The sequence below is a fragment of the Aquipuribacter hungaricus genome (assembly GCF_037860755.1).
In the GTDB taxonomy this organism is placed as follows: domain Bacteria; phylum Actinomycetota; class Actinomycetes; order Actinomycetales; family JBBAYJ01; genus Aquipuribacter; species Aquipuribacter hungaricus.
On record NZ_JBBEOI010000016.1, the window covers coordinates 19729 to 34733 of the forward strand.

At 74.5% G+C, this 15005-nt stretch carries 15 protein-coding genes; 7 read left to right on the plus strand and 8 right to left on the minus strand.

Going from position 1 to position 15005, the window contains the following annotated elements; all coding sequences use genetic code 11:
- Positions 1–25: 25 nt before the first annotated feature.
- Entirely contained in the window at positions 26–1051 is a 1026-nt protein-coding gene (locus WCS02_RS04350; protein WP_340290251.1) for an MSMEG_6728 family protein, read from the plus strand.
- Between the two features lie 91 nt (positions 1052–1142).
- Entirely contained in the window at positions 1143–1568 is a 426-nt protein-coding gene (locus tag WCS02_RS04355; protein WP_340290254.1) for a hypothetical protein, read from the plus strand.
- A 72-nt stretch (positions 1569–1640) separates the two neighbouring features.
- Here WCS02_RS04355 and WCS02_RS04360 read toward each other — a convergent pair whose 3' ends face one another.
- The 3 genes from WCS02_RS04360 to WCS02_RS04370 form a co-directional block, all read right to left on the minus strand.
- Positions 1641–3032 (minus strand): glycine--tRNA ligase, encoded by a 1392-nt coding sequence (locus WCS02_RS04360; protein WP_340290257.1) that lies wholly within the window; start codon positions 3030–3032, stop codon positions 1641–1643.
- 51 nt (positions 3033–3083) lie between these two features.
- Positions 3084–4619: a peptidase M16 family protein gene (locus WCS02_RS04365; protein ID WP_340290259.1), complete on the minus strand. Its 1536-nt coding sequence runs from the start codon at positions 4617–4619 to the stop codon at positions 3084–3086.
- 65 nt (positions 4620–4684) lie between these two features.
- Complete coding sequence (locus tag WCS02_RS04370; RefSeq protein ID WP_340290261.1) at positions 4685–5050, minus strand: antibiotic biosynthesis monooxygenase family protein; 366 nt, start codon at positions 5048–5050, stop codon at positions 4685–4687.
- A 78-nt stretch (positions 5051–5128) separates the two neighbouring features.
- Between WCS02_RS04370 and WCS02_RS04375 the strand changes: the two genes are divergently transcribed.
- Genes WCS02_RS04375 through WCS02_RS04395 form a run of 5 tightly spaced genes read left to right on the plus strand, consistent with a single transcriptional unit; the run spans position 5129 to position 8752 of the window.
- Positions 5129–6151 (plus strand): metal ABC transporter substrate-binding protein, encoded by a 1023-nt coding sequence (locus WCS02_RS04375; protein WP_340290264.1) that lies wholly within the window; start codon positions 5129–5131, stop codon positions 6149–6151.
- Entirely contained in the window at positions 6142–6945 is an 804-nt protein-coding gene (locus WCS02_RS04380) for a metal ABC transporter ATP-binding protein (protein WP_340290267.1), read from the plus strand. Before WCS02_RS04375 ends, WCS02_RS04380 begins: the two co-directional genes overlap by 10 nt.
- Before the next feature lies 1 nt (position 6946).
- Positions 6947–7954, plus strand: a complete 1008-nt coding sequence (locus WCS02_RS04385) for a metal ABC transporter permease (protein ID WP_340290270.1) — start codon at positions 6947–6949, stop codon at positions 7952–7954.
- Between the two features lie 14 nt (positions 7955–7968).
- The gene (locus tag WCS02_RS04390) at positions 7969–8313 is read left to right on the plus strand and encodes an ArsR/SmtB family transcription factor (RefSeq protein WP_340290273.1); all 345 of its coding nucleotides are present in this window, start codon (positions 7969–7971) and stop codon (positions 8311–8313) included.
- A gap of 31 nt (positions 8314–8344) precedes the next feature.
- Positions 8345–8752: a Fur family transcriptional regulator gene (locus tag WCS02_RS04395; protein ID WP_340290277.1), complete on the plus strand. Its 408-nt coding sequence runs from the start codon at positions 8345–8347 to the stop codon at positions 8750–8752.
- Between the two features lie 51 nt (positions 8753–8803).
- On the opposite strand, the gene WCS02_RS04400 is transcribed toward WCS02_RS04395, so the two are convergent.
- The 5 genes from WCS02_RS04400 to WCS02_RS04420 form a co-directional block, all read right to left on the minus strand.
- Entirely contained in the window at positions 8804–9628 is an 825-nt protein-coding gene (locus tag WCS02_RS04400; protein WP_376983830.1) for an isoprenyl transferase, read from the minus strand.
- Positions 9625–10356: a DNA repair protein RecO gene (recO, locus tag WCS02_RS04405; RefSeq protein ID WP_340290280.1), complete on the minus strand. Its 732-nt coding sequence runs from the start codon at positions 10354–10356 to the stop codon at positions 9625–9627. Before recO ends, WCS02_RS04400 begins: the two co-directional genes overlap by 4 nt.
- A gap of 358 nt (positions 10357–10714) precedes the next feature.
- Complete coding sequence (locus tag WCS02_RS04410) at positions 10715–10951, minus strand: hypothetical protein (RefSeq protein ID WP_340290283.1); 237 nt, start codon at positions 10949–10951, stop codon at positions 10715–10717.
- 293 nt (positions 10952–11244) lie between these two features.
- Positions 11245–12984 carry a 2-isopropylmalate synthase gene (leuA, locus tag WCS02_RS04415; protein ID WP_340290286.1) on the minus strand — a complete coding sequence of 580 codons (1740 nt, stop codon included), beginning with the start codon at positions 12982–12984 and terminating at the stop codon, positions 11245–11247.
- 238 nt (positions 12985–13222) lie between these two features.
- A partial coding sequence (locus tag WCS02_RS04420) for an LVIVD repeat-containing protein (RefSeq protein ID WP_340290289.1) occupies positions 13223–15005 on the minus strand: 1783 nt, incomplete at its 5' end.

The following is a 15005-nucleotide window of genomic DNA, read 5'->3' on the forward strand; positions in this document are numbered from 1 at the left end:
CGTGCCGTCGGGGTAGGGGGCCAGGGTGCAGACGTTCCTCCCCTACCCCGACGACCGGGCCAGCGCGGCCGTGCTCGACGACAAGCGGCTCGGCAAGCAGCGCGTGGAGACCCTGCAGATCCTCCGGGCGCTGACCTGGCACACGTACGGCTGGCGCAACCACCCGGCGGTGCGGATGTGGCGGGGCTTCGTCCCGGCGCTCGTCGCCTACGGCGCGGCGGTCTGCGACGAGTGGGTGTCCCGGGGCCGGGCCGACGCGGTCAAGCCGGTCCTGCTCGAGTTCACCGGCGGGGTAGAGCCGTCGTGGGACCTGCTGCACGAGGCCGGCCAGCGCCCGCCGTGGCTCGGGCTGGAGGCGCTGCACGTCTCGCACCAGTCGGCGCTCGTGCGCAAGGAGCCCGAGCACTACCGGCAGTTCTTCCCCGACGTCCCCGACGACCTGCCGTACCTGTGGCCGCCGTCGGCGTTCCCGCGCTGGCCGCTGCGCCGGGGTCACCCCGACGCCCTGCCCGTGCAGGCCGCGGTCGAGCTGCTCGGGCTCGAGGAGCTGTCGGCCGGGCAGCGCACGGCCCTCGACGAGCTCCTCGCCGGCCGCTCGGCGGAGCTCGCCTCCTCCGACCGGGACGAGCTCACCGCCACCGGCCTCGTCGCCGGCATGGCGACACCGGGCTCGACGCTGTGGCTCGTCCCCGGCGAGGAGCCGCCGGTGCCCGGCCTGGCGCCTCCGATGCCGGAGACACCGCTCGAAGGCAGCGCCGTGTCGCCCTCCATCGCCCGCCCGCCGCAGCCGGAGGACGTCGAGCGGGTCGCCGCCGAGGTCGCGGCCGCCGCCGCCGAGCCGGAGTTCCGCTTCCTGCGCCTGTCGCAGCTGGACCGGGGCATGCCGCGGGACCGGGTCGGGCTCGCCGTCGTGGACCCCGGCGTCGAGGGGGCGCCCGACCTGGGCCTGCCGACGCTCCGGCTGCACCAGCTGCCGCCCGAGCCGGAGCCCGAGGCGCCGCCGCGCCGGAGGCGCGCCCCCAAGCGCCCCGGCGACCGCAGCACCCCCTGAGGACGGCGCCGATTCTCCGACTCCTGGGACAGAGCGGGCGTCGCCTTCTAGCGTCGCAGTGCACACGAGACCCCCACCCGCAGGAGACCTGATGAAGTTCACCCGTCCGCTCACGGCCGTCGCTCTCGGACTCGCACTGGCGGTCGCCGGTGCCGCTGCCCCGGCATCCGCCGACCACTACTCCATCAGTGACGGCACGACGTGCTACGGCGGCGAGATCGCCACCCGCACCTTTCTCACCGGTCTGGTGACGACGGACGTCACACCGCTCAAGACCCGGAAGGACGGCAGCGTGACGTACAGCTGCGTCTTCACCGGGCTCCCCGCCCAGAACGTCGACGACAACGGCACCGTGCAGTGGGAGCGGCCCACCAGGGCCACCCGTGAGGTCCTCGGCGACAGCTGCGCGATCCTCGTCGACCCCACGACCGAGGAGATCCGCTTCGGCACGGCCACGCACAAGTTCACACCGGGCGGCACTCTCAAGCTCGACTGCGTCATCCCGCCCGCCGTCTGACAGGTCGACCGACGGCAGAGCCCCCGCGCCGTCACGGCGCGGGGGCTCCGCCTGGGTATCGGCCGTGGTGGCTCAGCAGCCCAGCAGGCGCGCGGCCAACCACCCCTCGACGGCGTCGAGCCCGACCCGCTCCTGGGTCATGGTGTCGCGCTCGCGGATGGTCACCGCCTGGTCCTCGAGGGTGTCGAAGTCGACCGTGACGCAGAACGGCGTGCCGATCTCGTCCTGTCGGCGGTAGCGGCGGCCGATCGCGCCGGCGTCGTCGAAGTCGACGTTCCAGCTCTTCCGCAGCTGCGCCGCGAGGTCCTTGGCCTTGGGCGACAGGTCGGTGTTGCGCGACAGCGGGAGCACCGCCACCTTGACCGGGGCGAGCCGCCGGTCGAGCTTGAGCACGAGCCGCTTGTCGACCCCGCCCTTGGCGTTGGGCGCCTCGTCCTCGGTGTAGGCCTCGAGCAGGAACGCCATCATCGGACGGCCGACCCCGGCGGCGGGCTCGATGACGTACGGCACCCAGCGCTCCTCCGTGGTCTGGTCGAAGAAGGACAGGTCCTGGCCGGAGTGCTCCGAGTGGGTCTTGAGGTCGAAGTCCGTCCGGTTGGCAACGCCCTCGAGCTCGCCCCACTCGCTGCCCTGGAACTTGAACCGGTACTCGATGTCGACGGTCCGCTTGGAGTAGTGCGAGAGCTTCTCCTGCGGGTGCTCGAAGTGGCGCAGGTTGTCCCGGTCGATGCCGAGGTCGACGTACCAGTCGGTGCGGTGGTCGATCCAGTACTGGTGCCACTCCTCGTCGGTGCCGGGCGCGACGAAGAACTCCATCTCCATCTGCTCGAACTCGCGGGTGCGGAAGATGAAGTTGCCGGGGGTGATCTCGTTGCGGAAGCTCTTGCCGATCTGGCCGATGCCGAACGGCGGCTTCTTCCGTGCCGAGCCCATGACGTTGGCGAAGTTGACGAAGATCCCCTGCGCCGTCTCCGGGCGCAGGTAGTGCAGGCCGGTCTCGTCCTCCACGGGGCCCAGGTGGGTCTTGAGCAGGCCGTTGAAGTCGCGCGGCTCGGTCCACGCGCCGCGGGTGCCGCAGTTGGCGCAGACGATGTCGGCGAGGCCGTTCTCGGGGCTGCGGCCCTTCTTCTCCTCGAACTCCTCGACGAGCTGGTCGGCGCGGTAGCGCTTGTGGCAGCTGGTGCACTCCGTCAGCGGGTCGCTGAACGCGCCCACGTGCCCGGAGGCGACCCAGACCTGCCGGGGCAGGATGACCGAGGAGTCCAGGCCCACGACGTCCTCGCGGCCGGTGACCATGTAGCGCCACCACTGGCGCTTGATGTTCTCCTTGAGCTCGACGCCGAGGGGGCCGTAGTCCCAGGCGGAGCGCGTGCCGCCGTAGATCTCGCCGCTGGGGTACACGAACCCGCGGCGCTTGCTGAGGCTGACGACGTCGTCGATGCGGTTGGGTGCCTTGCTTGCCATGTCGGTTCTCCGTCCGGCTGGGGTGTCGGCGAGCCCCGCAAGGCTAGGGCGTCAGGAGGGGACGTCGAGGACGAGAGACGGGTCCACCCGCGCCTCGACCTCCCGCCGCAGCCGCCGCCAGCCCAGGAACGACCCGTCGAGCAGCAGCACCGACGCGCCGTCCCGGCCGACCAGCCGCAGCGCGTCCGGCTCGCGCAGCACCGCCGCGACGTCCTCCCAACGGACCGTCGTGACGTCCTCGCCCAGCCGGAGGGTGACGCCGTCCGCCCCGCAGGTCACCGACGCCGAGGGGGGCAGCGGCACCCGGGCACCCGGGAGCAGGCCGGCGAGCGGGTTGCCGCGGTGGCGCCGCCCGGTGACCGGCGGCTCGTCGTGCCGGCAGACCCTGACGTCGTCCAGCCCCGGGTCGAGCTCGTCCTGCATGAGCACCTGCAGCGTCGGCCACGCCTCTCCGACGACCGTGCCCACCCGCGCCGCGACGAGGGCCTCGGCGTCGTCCAGCCGCTCCGCGACGGTCCGTGCCGTTGACCCGACGAGGAGGCCGACGGCGTGCTCGGCGGCCACCTCCAGGTGGTCCTGCATGTGCTCCCAGACGACCCGGGACATCCGGCGGTCGAGCTCGAGGTCGTCGGGACGGCCGCCGGTGCCGCGCAGGCGACGGACCTCGGCGACGAGCAGGCCGGCGACCTCGACCTGGTCCGCGGGGGCGCAGACGGCGTAGACGGTCACCTCGCTGGTCCGCGGGCTGACGGGCAGGACGTCCATGCCCACCTCGTAGGCCAGGGCGCGGTCGTGCCGGACGGCGTCCTCGGCGGCCACGGCGAGCAGCCGCCCGACGGCCAGGTCGAGGCCCTGCTCGGACGGCAGCAGCAGGCTGACCGCGGTGCTCCCGGTGTCGCCCACCCACGTCGGCCCGTCCGAGCCCCGGACCGCTGCCACGGCCGGCAGCGGCCAGGCGGGACCGTCACCGAGCGGCGCCGACAGGTCCGGGGTGATGTCCGCGGTGCTGGCGAGCGCGGCCGCGGACCGGACGAAGCGCCCGGCGACCCAGTCGCGGACCCTCGCGACGTCGGCGCCCCCCAGCCCGGTCTCGTCGGTCCACAGCCGGCCGGGACCGGTGACCCCGAAGCGGTGGAAGGCGGACGCGACCACGGGCGGCAGGGAGCGGCCGACCGCTTCGTGGCCGAGGACCCGTCGCTCCAGGTCGAGCGCGCCGGTCGGCAGGTCGGCGAGCAGCGACCACACGTCCTCGACGAAGCGGGTGACCTCCTCGGCCGGGCCGGAGGCCTCGAAGCCGGTGGTCCACGCCCCGGTGTGGCCGCCCACGTCGATGTGCCGCCGCCCCGCCGCCCGCATGACCAGGTGCTCGACGAGGTGCGTGAGGCCGCGGTCCGGCATCGCCTCGTCGACCATGCCCACCCGGAACACCAGGCGTGCCCGGACCGGGCCGGGCGCCGGCACGACGACGTGGGGGACGCCATGACGCACGTGGACGGTGGCCTCGGTGACGACCGGGCCGTCGTGCGACGGGGCGACGGGGACCGCTGTGTCGACGCCCGGGGCGGGGAGGGTGGTGTCGGTGCTCACCCGAGGAGCATGGCTCCGGGCCGCGCGACCGGGTGGCGGTTCCGTGCCGGGTCCACCCGGGAGGGTCAGGGCAGCGCGTCCCCGAGGTCGAAGGAGTCGGCGTCCGGGGAGCGGTCGGACACCTGCTCGGTGAGCGAGCCGTCGGGCGCGCTGACGAGCAGCTCCTCGAACGCCGACGGCTCGTCGACCGCGAGGTACATCAGCGGGTGGGCGTGCAGCTTGACCTCGTAGGACCCGAGCGCCCGCCGGTAGGCGCCGACGTCGCGCCACCGGGTCGACAGGGTCCAGAGGCCGGGGTCGTCCGTGGACCGGGCGACGGTCCCCCAGACGTGGCCGGGCCGGGCGGCGAGCGCCTCCAGCGCCGTGCGCGCTCGGTCGAGGAACTGGGGCGCCTCGTCGGCGGGGACGCGGTATCGGGTGACGGCCAGCACGCCGCGACGGTAGCCCTCCGGCCTTGCATGCGCTGCGGCGCAGTTGTCCTGGACGCGAACGATTATCAGGATGTCGGTATGAGACCCGCGCCCCGCGCCCTGCTGCTCGCCCCCGTCGTCGCCACCGTGCTCACGGTGGCCGCGTGCGGCGGCGGGACGGCGGCCGGCGGCAGCACGGACGAGGGCGCGGCCGGGGGCGGCGCCGCTGCGGCGCAGGACGGCGGGCTGCAGGTCGTCGCGGCGTTCTACCCGTTGCAGTTCCTCACCAGCCGCGTCGCGGGCGACCGCGCGGAGGTCACGAGCCTGACGCCCCCTGGCGCGGAGCCGCACGACCTCGAGCTGAGCCCGCAGTCGCTCGCCGGCCTGGGCGAGGCGGACCTCGTGGTCGTCCTCGGCGGTTTCCAGCCGTCGCTCGACGACGCGCTGGGCACCTCCGACGCGCCGGTCCTCGACCTCGCCGAGGTGGCCGACCGCCCCTACGAGGGCCAGCACGACGACGCCCACGAGGGCGAGGGCGAGGAGGACCACGCGGCGGAGGAGACGCACGCCGACGAGGAGACGCACGGCGACGAGGACGGCGCCACGGACCCGCACTTCTGGACCGACCCGACCCACATGGCCGAGGCCGCCGAGCAGGTCGCGGCCGCCCTCTCCGAGGCGGACCCCGAGGGCGCCGAGGCCTACGAGGCCGGCGCCGCGGCGCTGGCCGAGGAGCTCGGCGCGCTCGACACCGAGGCGCAGGAGGCCCTCGCCTCGTGCGAGGTCACCACGCTGGTCACCGCCCACGACGCTTTCGGCTACTTCGCCGACCGGTACGGCTTCGAGGTCCGCCCGGTCAACGGCATCACCCCCGACCAGGAGCCCGACGCCGGCACGCTCGCCGAGCTGTCGGACTTCGTCGCCGCCGAGGGCGTGACGACCGTCTACACCGAGACCCTGGTCTCCTCCGCGGTCGCCGACACCGTCGCCGCCGAGGCGGGCGTGCAGACCGCCGTCCTCGACCCGCTCGAGGGCCTGACCGACGACTCGTCCGGCGAGGACTACCTGGAGATCATGCGCGCGAACATCGACGTGGTGCGGGACGGCCAGTCGTGCGCCTGAGCACCCGCGCCCCCGGGCCGGCCACCGTCGCCAGCGAGCCCCTGCCCGCGTCCGTGCAGGACACGGCGGTGCCGGCGCTGCTGCTGCAGCACGCCACGGTCGGCTACGGCCGACGTCCCGTCGTCCACTCCGCCGACCTGCGCGTCGAACAGGGGCAGGCGGTCGCCCTGCTCGGCGCCAACGGCTCGGGCAAGTCGACCCTGGTGCGGGGCATCCTGGGCCTGGCCGAGGTCCTGTCCGGCCACGTCGACGTGCTCGGCGAGCACGTCGAGCACGGCGCCTCGGCCGCGGCGTCCCTGGTCGGCTACGTGCCCCAGCGTCACAGCGTGTCCGGCGCCGTCCCCAGCACGGCGGCCGAGGTCGTCGGGGCCGGGCTGCTGGCCTCGCGCGGGTTCTGGCGGGCGCCCCGGCGCGGCGACCGCGACCGCGTCATGGCCGCCCTGGCCGAGGTCGGGCTCGCCGACCGGGCCCGGACCCGGGTGGCGGAGCTGTCCGGCGGGCAGCAGCGGCGGGTGCTCATCGCCCGAGCGCTCGTGTCCTCGCCCCGGCTGCTGGTCCTCGACGAGCCGACCGCCGGCGTCGACCGGCGCAGCACCGAGCAGCTCGTGCGCACGCTCGCCGAGGTCAAGGCCGCCGGCCGGGCCATGCTCGTGGTCACCCACGACCTGGCCGAGCTGGGCCCGGTCCCGGACCGCGCGGTCACCATGCAGGACGGCCGGGTCGCCTCCGACCTGGCCTGCGTGTGCGACCCGGCGACCGGGTGCTGCACGACTGTCCCGGCCGGGCAGGTCTGACGTGCTCGCGGTCCTCGACTACGACTTCATGCGCCGGGCCCTGCTCGCGGCGCTCATGGTGGGCACGGTGGCCCCGCTCGTCGGGGTGTTCGTCGTCCAGCGGCGGCTGTCCCTCATCGGCGACGGGATCGGCCACGTGGCCCTCGCCGGCGTCGCCGTCGGGCTCATCACCGGCAGCTCGCCGACCTGGGTGGCGCTCGTCGCGGCGGTGCTCGCGGCCGTGGCGCTGGAGCTGGTCCGGGCCTCCGGGCGCACCAGCGGCGACCTCGCCCTGGCGATGCTCTTCTACGCCGGAATCGCGGCCGGCGTCGTGCTCGTCAGCCTGTCCCCCGACGGCAGCGCGGCCAACCTCGTCGCCTACCTGTTCGGGTCCATCACCACGACGACCTCCGCGGACCTGGCGCTGTTCGCCGGGCTGGCCGTCCTCGTCGTCGTCAGCGTCGCCCTGCTCGGGCGCGCGCTGTACGCGGTGAGCGACGACGAGGAGTTCGCCCGCGCCTCGGGGCTGCCGGTGCTCGCGGTCAACCTCGTGCTCGCGGTGCTCGTGGCCGCCACCGTGGTGCTGAGCATGAGGGTGGTGGGCCTGCTGCTCATCAGCGCGCTCATGGTGGTGCCGGTGGCCCTGGCCCAGCTGGTCGCGCGCAGCTTCGCCCAGACCGTGGTCGTCGCCTGCGCCACGGGGCTCGTCGCCTCGCTGCTGGGGACCACGCTGTCCTTCTACGCCGACACCCCCTCCGGCGGGACGATCGTCCTGCTGGCGGTCGGCGCCTTCGCCGTCACCGCCCTGGCCACCCTCGGCACCGGCAGGGCGCGCGCCCTGCGCCACCGACGCCGGCACGGGCTGCCCGAGCAGCACGGCGACCACGTCCACCACGGTGAGCACGTCCACGGCGAGGACGGCTGCGAGCACCCGGTCGTCGCCCACCACGACCACGTCGACTACGTGCACGACGGTCACCGGCACTCGCCGCGCCTGACCCGGCACGGCGTCGGCTACGACGAGCACTGAGGAGCACCGGGACCGTGGCGGACGGGACGGCGCGCCTTCTCGAGGAGCACGAGGCGGTCAGCGAGCTCTTCCGCACGCTCGGCTCCCCCGTGCGGGTCGCCGTGGTCACCCTGCTCAGCGAGGGCGAGATGTGCGTGCACGAGCTCGTCGACGCCCTGGCCCTCCCCCAGCCGCTCGTGTCGCAGCACCTGCGGGTGCTGCGGGAGGCCCACCTGGTGACCCGGACCCGCCGCGGCCGCGAGGTCGCCTACGTCCTGGGCGACCACCACGTCGCGCACATCGTCGCCGACGCCCGCACGCACGCCGTCGAGCAGGCCCCGGCCGTCCTCGACGACGACCCGCACGAGCCGCCGGCATGACGGCCGCGGCCCCGTGGCAGGGTGGGCGGCCGTGAGCACCGAGACCTCCCCCGTGCGACGGCACACCCGGCAGCGCGCCGCCGTGCACGCCGCCCTGGAGCGGACCGAGGAGTTCGTCAGCGCGCAGGAGCTGCACGCCGCGCTGCGCGCCGAGGGCGACCGGATCGGGCTGGCCACGGTCTACCGGTCGCTGCAGACGCTCACCGAGGATGGCCAGGTCGACGTGCGCCGCGGCAGCGACGGCGAGGCGCTGTACCGCCGCTGCAGCACCGGCCACCACCACCACCTGGTGTGCCGCCGCTGCGGGCGCACCGTGGAGGTCGAGTCGCGCGTGGTCGAGCGGTGGGCGGCCGGCGTGGCGGCCGACAACGGCTTCGTCGACGCCGTGCACACCGTCGAGATCACCGGTACCTGCGCGGCCTGCGCCGCGGCCGGCTGAGCCAGGCGCGCTGAGGCTCAGGGGCAGGCTGAGGGTCAGGGGCCGACCGGGTCAGCTGCCCCGGACCGCGTCGACCGCGCCGCCCCAGCGGCGGTCCCGGCGGGCGTAGGTCTCGCACGCCCGCCAGAGCGAGCGGCGGTCCACGTCGGGCCACAGCTCGTCGGTGAAGACCAGCTCGGCGTAGGCGGACTGCCACAGCAGGAAGTTCGACGTCCGCTGCTCCCCGGACACCCGCCAGAACATGTCGACGTCCGGCATGTCGGGCTCGTCGAGGTGGGCGGCGAGGAGCTCCTCGTCGACGTCCTTGGGCGACAGGGTGCCCGCCCGCACCTTGGCGGCGATCGCGGCCACGGCGTCGACGATCTCGGCCCGCCCGCCGTAGTTGACGCACATGGTGAGCGTGCAGACCGTGTTGTCGCGGGTGAGCTCCTCGGCGCGCTGGAGCTCGTCGACCACGCTGCGCCACAGCCGCGGCCGCCGACCGGCCCACCGGACCCGGACGCCCCAGGCGTGCATCTCGTCGCGGCGGCGGCGGATGACGTCCCGGTTGAAGCCCATGAGGAAGGCGACCTCCTCGGGCGACCGCTTCCAGTTCTCGGTGCTGAACGCGTAGGCGGAGACGTGGCCCACGCCGAGCTCGATGGCGCCGGCGACCACGTCGAGCAGCGCGGCCTCGCCGGCCTCGTGCCCCCGGGTGCGCGGCAGGCCGCGGCTGTTGGCCCAGCGGCCGTTGCCGTCCATGACGACGGCCACGTGGCGCGGGACGAGCTCGGCGGGGATGGCGGGCGGGGTGGCCCCGCTCGGGTGCGCCGGCGGTCGCTGCGGCGAGGACGGCTGCGGCGTCACGGGCTGCCACCCGGGGCCCTGGCGGCTCACGGTCGCTCCACCAGGCGCAGGGAGCGCACGCCGGACTCCAGGTGCCACTGCAGCAGGGCGGTGACCACCTCGCTGGCGCGGCGCCGCGCCCAGTCCTCGCTGGCCTCCGCCGCGTCCCAGTCCCCGCTGAGCAGCTCGGCGAGCAGCCGCACGGTCTCGGCGGGCAGGTGCGCGGAGCCCTGCGCGCGGCACACCGGGCAGACCACCCCGCCCGCGTCCAGGGCCACCGCGGAGTGCGGCCCGGGGGCGCCGCAGCGGGTGCAGGCGTCGAAGCCGGGCCCGTAGCCGGCGACGGCCAGGGCGCGCAGGGCGAAGGCGTCGAGCACCAGGCCGGGCTCGCGCCGGGTGACCGTGAGCGCGTTGAGCCCGCCGACCAGCAGCGAGTACAGCGCCGGCGACGGCTCCCGCTCGACCGGCAGCAGCCGCAGCGCGGTCTCCAGGACGGCGGTGCCCGCGGTGTAGCGGGCGTAGTCCGCGCCGACGTACTGGGCGAACGGGTGCACGGTCTCGGCCTGCGTGACGATGTCGAGCGAGCGGCCGGTGTGCAGCTGGAGGTCGACGTGGCTCATCGGTTCCAGCCGGGCCCCGAACTTGGAGCGGGTGCGCCGGACCCCCTTGGCGACCGCCCGGACGAGCCCGGTCTCGCGGCAGAGCACCGTGACGATCTTGTCCGCCTCGCCGAGCAGGTGGCTGCGCAGCACCACGCCGGTGTCGCGGTAGAGGCCCACGGGGCCATCATGCCCCGCCGCGGGGACGGGCCCCGGACGCCACGAGGCCCGTCACCGGTGGCGCCGTGGTGGCAGCCGGGGTGACGGGCCTCGTGACGGGGGGTGCGGACGCACCCCCGTGCGGGGCAGCCTCAGAGGCGGGTGCGCCTGGGGTTGGCCAGCGAGGTGTCGGGCGCGTCCAGCTTGGCGGTGAGGCTGGCGGCGGTGGGGAGCGTGAGGTCGGTGGTGTCGGGGTTCATGGTGGGCCTCCGCGGTCGTACGACGTGACGACGATCGGTCGTCCTGACGAGTATGACCCGGCTGGGCCGTCCGGAAACGTCGTCTGCGTCACACCGGCCCCCCGGCCGGCACGTTCCGTCTAGCCCTGGCCCCCGAGCAGGACCGGGAGGGTGGTGGCGACCACGCCGAGCAGCTGGGCGAGCACGGACAGCACCATGAGCAGCAGCAGGCCCGTGAGGCCGACGTTGACCCACAGCGCCACGGCCGCCAGCTCCCGCCCGGAGCGGGTGCCGGTGACCGGGTGCGTCTCGCGCCGGGCCAGGTAGGCGAGCACGATCCCGACCGGGGGGGCGACGGCGACGCACACCAGCGCCACGATCGCGAGGGTGCTGGTCGGCCGCACCGGTACCCAGCCGGGCGGCGGTCCGTACCCCGGGGGCCACGCCCCGGGCGGGCCGTACCCCGGCGCAGGGCCGTAGCCAGGTCCGGGGCCGTAGCCGGGCGCGGGGCCGTACCCGGGCCCAGCGCCGTAGCCGGGCGCGGGGCCGTACCCGGGCCCAGCGCCGTAGCCGGGCCCAGCGCCGTACCCGGGCCCAGCGCCGTACCCGGGCGGCGGCGCGTCCCGGGGCGCCGGACCGTCCCCGGGCACCTGCCCCGGCGGGGGCACGCTCACCTGCGCAGCGCCCGGTTGACGGCCGACACGACCGCCTCGAGCGAGGCCGTGACGATGTTCGCGTCGATGCCGACGCCCCAGAGCACCTGCCCGCCGACCGCGCACTCCACGTAGGCGGCGGCGGTCGCGTCGCCGCCGGCGCTCATGGCGTGCTCGGCGTAGTCCAGGACGCGGACGTCGACGCCGACCTGCGCCATGGCGGTGGTGAACGCCGCGATCGGGCCGTTCCCGGAAGCCGTGAGCGTGACCTCCTCCTGACCGTCACGGACGACGACGGTGAGGGTGTCGTCGGCGTCCACCTCGCCCCGCGACTCTACCGAGCGCAGCTCGAACCGGCCCCAGCGCGCCTCGGAGGTGCCGACCGGCAGGTACTCGTCAGCGAACACCGTCCACAGCTCGGCCGGGCTGATCTCGCCGCCGCCGAGGTCGGCGTGCAGCTGCACCGCGTGGGACAGCTCGATCTGCAGCCGGCGCGGCAGGTCCAGGTGGTGCTCGGTCTTCATCAGGTAGGCGACGCCGCCCTTGCCGGACTGGCTGTTGACCCGGATGACGGCCTCGTAGCTCCGGCCCAGGTCCTTGGGGTCCACCGGCAGGTACGGCACGGCCCAGGCGTGCTCGTCGACGGGGACGCCGGCCTCGCGGGCGTCCTTCTCCAGGTGGTCGAAGCCCTTCTTGATGGCGTCCTGGTGGGAGCCGGAGAAGGCCGTGAACACCAGGTCGCCGCCGTAGGGGTGCCGCTCGTGCACGGGCAGCTGGTTGCAGTGCTCGACGGTGCGGCGGACGTCGTCGATGTCGGACAGGTCGACCATGGGGTCGATCCCCTGGCTGAACATGTTGAGCGCCAGCGTCACCAGGTCGACGTTGCCGGTGCGCTCGCCGTTGCCGAACAGGCAGCCCTCGACGCGGTCCGCGCCGGCCAGCAGGCCCAGCTCGGCGGCCGCGACACCGGTGCCGCGGTCGTTGTGCGGGTGCAGGCTGAGCACGAGGGAGTCGCGGCCCTGCAGGTTGCGGTGCATCCACTCGATGGAGTCGGCGTACACGTTGGGCGTGGCCATCTCGACCGTCGCGGGCAGGTTGACGATGAGCGGGTTGTCCGGGGTCGGCTCGAGCACGTCGGCGACCTCGTCGCAGACCCGCTTGGCGAACTCCAGCTCGGTGCCGGTGTAGGACTCGGGGCTGTACTCGAAGCGGATCTCGGTGTCGCCCATGTCCTCGGCGTACTTCTTGCAGAGCCGCGCCGCGGACGTCGCGATGTCGGCGATGCCGTCCATGTCGAGGCCGAACACGACGCGCCGCTGCAGCGTCGAGGTCGAGTTGTAGAAGTGGACGATGGCCTGCTTGGCCCCGACCAGGGACTCGTAGGTGCGGGCGATGAGGTGCTCGCGCGCCTGCGTGAGGACCTGGATCGTCACGTCGTCGGGGATGCGGCCGGTCTCGACCAGCGCGCGGACGAAGTCGAAGTCCGTCTGGCTGGCCGACGGGAAGCCGACCTCGATCTCCTTGTAGCCGAGGCGCACGAGCAGGTCGAACATCCGCATCTTGCGCTCGACGTTCATCGGGTCGATGAGCGCCTGGTTGCCGTCGCGCAGGTCGACCGCGCACCAGCGCGGGGCGGCCTCGAGGCGCTTGTCGGGCCAGGTCCGGTCCGGCAGCTCGACGCGGAGCTGCTCGTGGAAGGGGACGTAGCGACCGAAGGGCATGCCGGAGGGCTGCTGCGGGTGGATCGTGGGAGACATCTGGGTTCCTCGCCTGTGGGATGGGCCTGGGGGCCGGCAGGGTGGAACCTCCGCGCAGGGGCGGCCGACCTGTCAGTGGGCCCCGGCGCGGCGAGCAAGCAGGAGGCTGGTCGTCCGCACCCGGACAACGTACACGCGTGCACGCGCACACCCACGCACGGCGACCGCCCTCACCCGCAGGTGGGGACGGCCGCCGTCGACGTGCGGGGACCCGGCCGCGACCGGGTCCCTGACCGGCCTAGAGCTCGTCGGCGAGGCGGCGCAACTCCTCGGCGAGCGCCTCCTGGCCGACACCCTTGAGCTGCCCGGCCTTGGCGCGCAGGGTGGCGGACGCCGCCCGCGCGTCCCTCGCGGCCAGCCCCTCGGCGCGGTCGACGAAGCGGGCGACCCCGGCCTCGTCGCGGGCGCTCAGCGCGCCCGCACGGACGGCCTGGTCCGACGTCGCCCGGACCAGCGTGAAGCTCGGCTCGTGGACGACCGGCTCCTGGGACTGGGCGTTGAGCACCGGCACCCGGGCCGCCGCGGCGGCGGCGATCTCGTCCTCGGACAGCGCCGCGGTGCCTGTCAGGCCCCAGGTGTCCAGGCCGAGGAAGATCTCGTTGCCGAAGACCGCGCCGTTGTACCAGTACGTCGACCAGTACCCGCCCTGGTGGAACACGGTCGGGTGGTACGGGCCGCGGTCGAAGAACCCGATCTCCTCGGGGTTCGCGGAGTCGGTGAAGTCGAACACCGACGTGCCGCCCTCGTACCAGGCCTGGACCATGACGTCGCGGCCGGGCACGGGCACGAGGTTGCCGTTGTGCGCGACGCAGACCTCGTTCTCGGCCTGCACGCCGGGGATCTTGTAGTAGCTGCGCCACTGCAGCGACGGCGTGCCGTCGGCGGCCCGGACGATGTCGAAGATCGCGTTGGCGCCCCAGTTGGTCGGGTCGCCGGGCTGGCAGCGGGCAGCCCCGCCGCCGCCCCACTCGTCGGTGAAGACGACCTTGGTGCCGGCGTCGTTGAAGGTCGCGGAGTGCCAGTAGGCGAAGTTCGGGTCGGTGACGTTCGTGACGCGCCGGGGGTTGGCGGCGTCGGAGATGTCGAGGAGCAGCCCGTCGCCCTGGCAGGCGCCGGCGGCGAGCCCGATGGCCGGGTAGGCGGTGATGTCGTGGCACGCGGCCGTCGCCGACACGCGCTGCCCGCCCGCGGCGTTACCCGGTGCGGAGGCGCGGGGGTCGTCGGCCGGGAGGGTCGGCTGGGTCCCGCCGGGGTTGAGGCCCGCGACGGAGGTGGCGCTGGCCATCACGCGCGGGCTGCCGACGACGCGCGCGGCGGCCGGGTCGGCCAGCGGGACCTCGATGACGTCGATGCTGTAGGCCGAGGTCAGCGGGTCGGTCGTGGAGCTGGGGCGGCAGCCGGCGAGCTGGGTGGCGGCGCGGACGCCGGCGGTGCCGGAGTTGTAGACCCACACCCTGTCCTCGACGCCCGGCTGGGTGACGAGCGTGTGGGTGTGCGAGCCGCGGCAGGTCTGCACGCCGGCGACCTGGACCGGCGCCAGCGGGTCGCTGATGTCGAAGACGCGGACGCCGCGGAAGACCGCCGACGTCGGGGAGGTGCTGCAGTCCACGCGGCCGGCGCCTGACTCGACGGACATGAAGAGCAGGTCGCCGTGGACCGACACGTCGCCCTGGCCGCCGGGACAGTTGACGGTGGTCCGGAGCACGGGGTCACCCGGGTCGGAGACGTCGTACACGCCGAAGCCGCGGTAGTTGCCCGAGAAGGCGTAGTCGCCCTGGAACGCGATGTCGGAGTTGATGTTGCTGTAGTTGAAGGCGCCCGCGGCGCCGACGTAGGCGGGCTTGGAGCGCTCGGCGAGCAGCTCCATCCCCTCCGCCGCGGTCTCGGCGTCCCTCAGCGGGTCGGTGAACGCGGCGCCGTCCTCGTCCTGCTGCGTGCCGGGCGCGAGGCCCGCGCGGGGGTCCGGCTGCGTCAGGGCCGCGGCGGCCGCGGCCGGCACGAGCGCTGCGGCGACCGCGACG

Bases quoted from the DNA above. Each gene is read 5' to 3' on its own strand.
- WCS02_RS04360 (WP_340290257.1), bottom strand. From the start codon at position 3,032: ATGGCAAGCAAGGCACCCAACCGCATCGACGACGTCGTCAGCCTCAGC.
- leuA (WP_340290286.1), bottom strand. From the start codon at position 12,984: ATGTCTCCCACGATCCACCCGCAGCAGCCCTCCGGCATGCCCTTCGGT.
- WCS02_RS04355 (WP_340290254.1), top strand. From the start codon at position 1,143: ATGAAGTTCACCCGTCCGCTCACGGCCGTCGCTCTCGGACTCGCACTG.
- WCS02_RS04375 (WP_340290264.1), top strand. From the start codon at position 5,129: ATGAGACCCGCGCCCCGCGCCCTGCTGCTCGCCCCCGTCGTCGCCACC.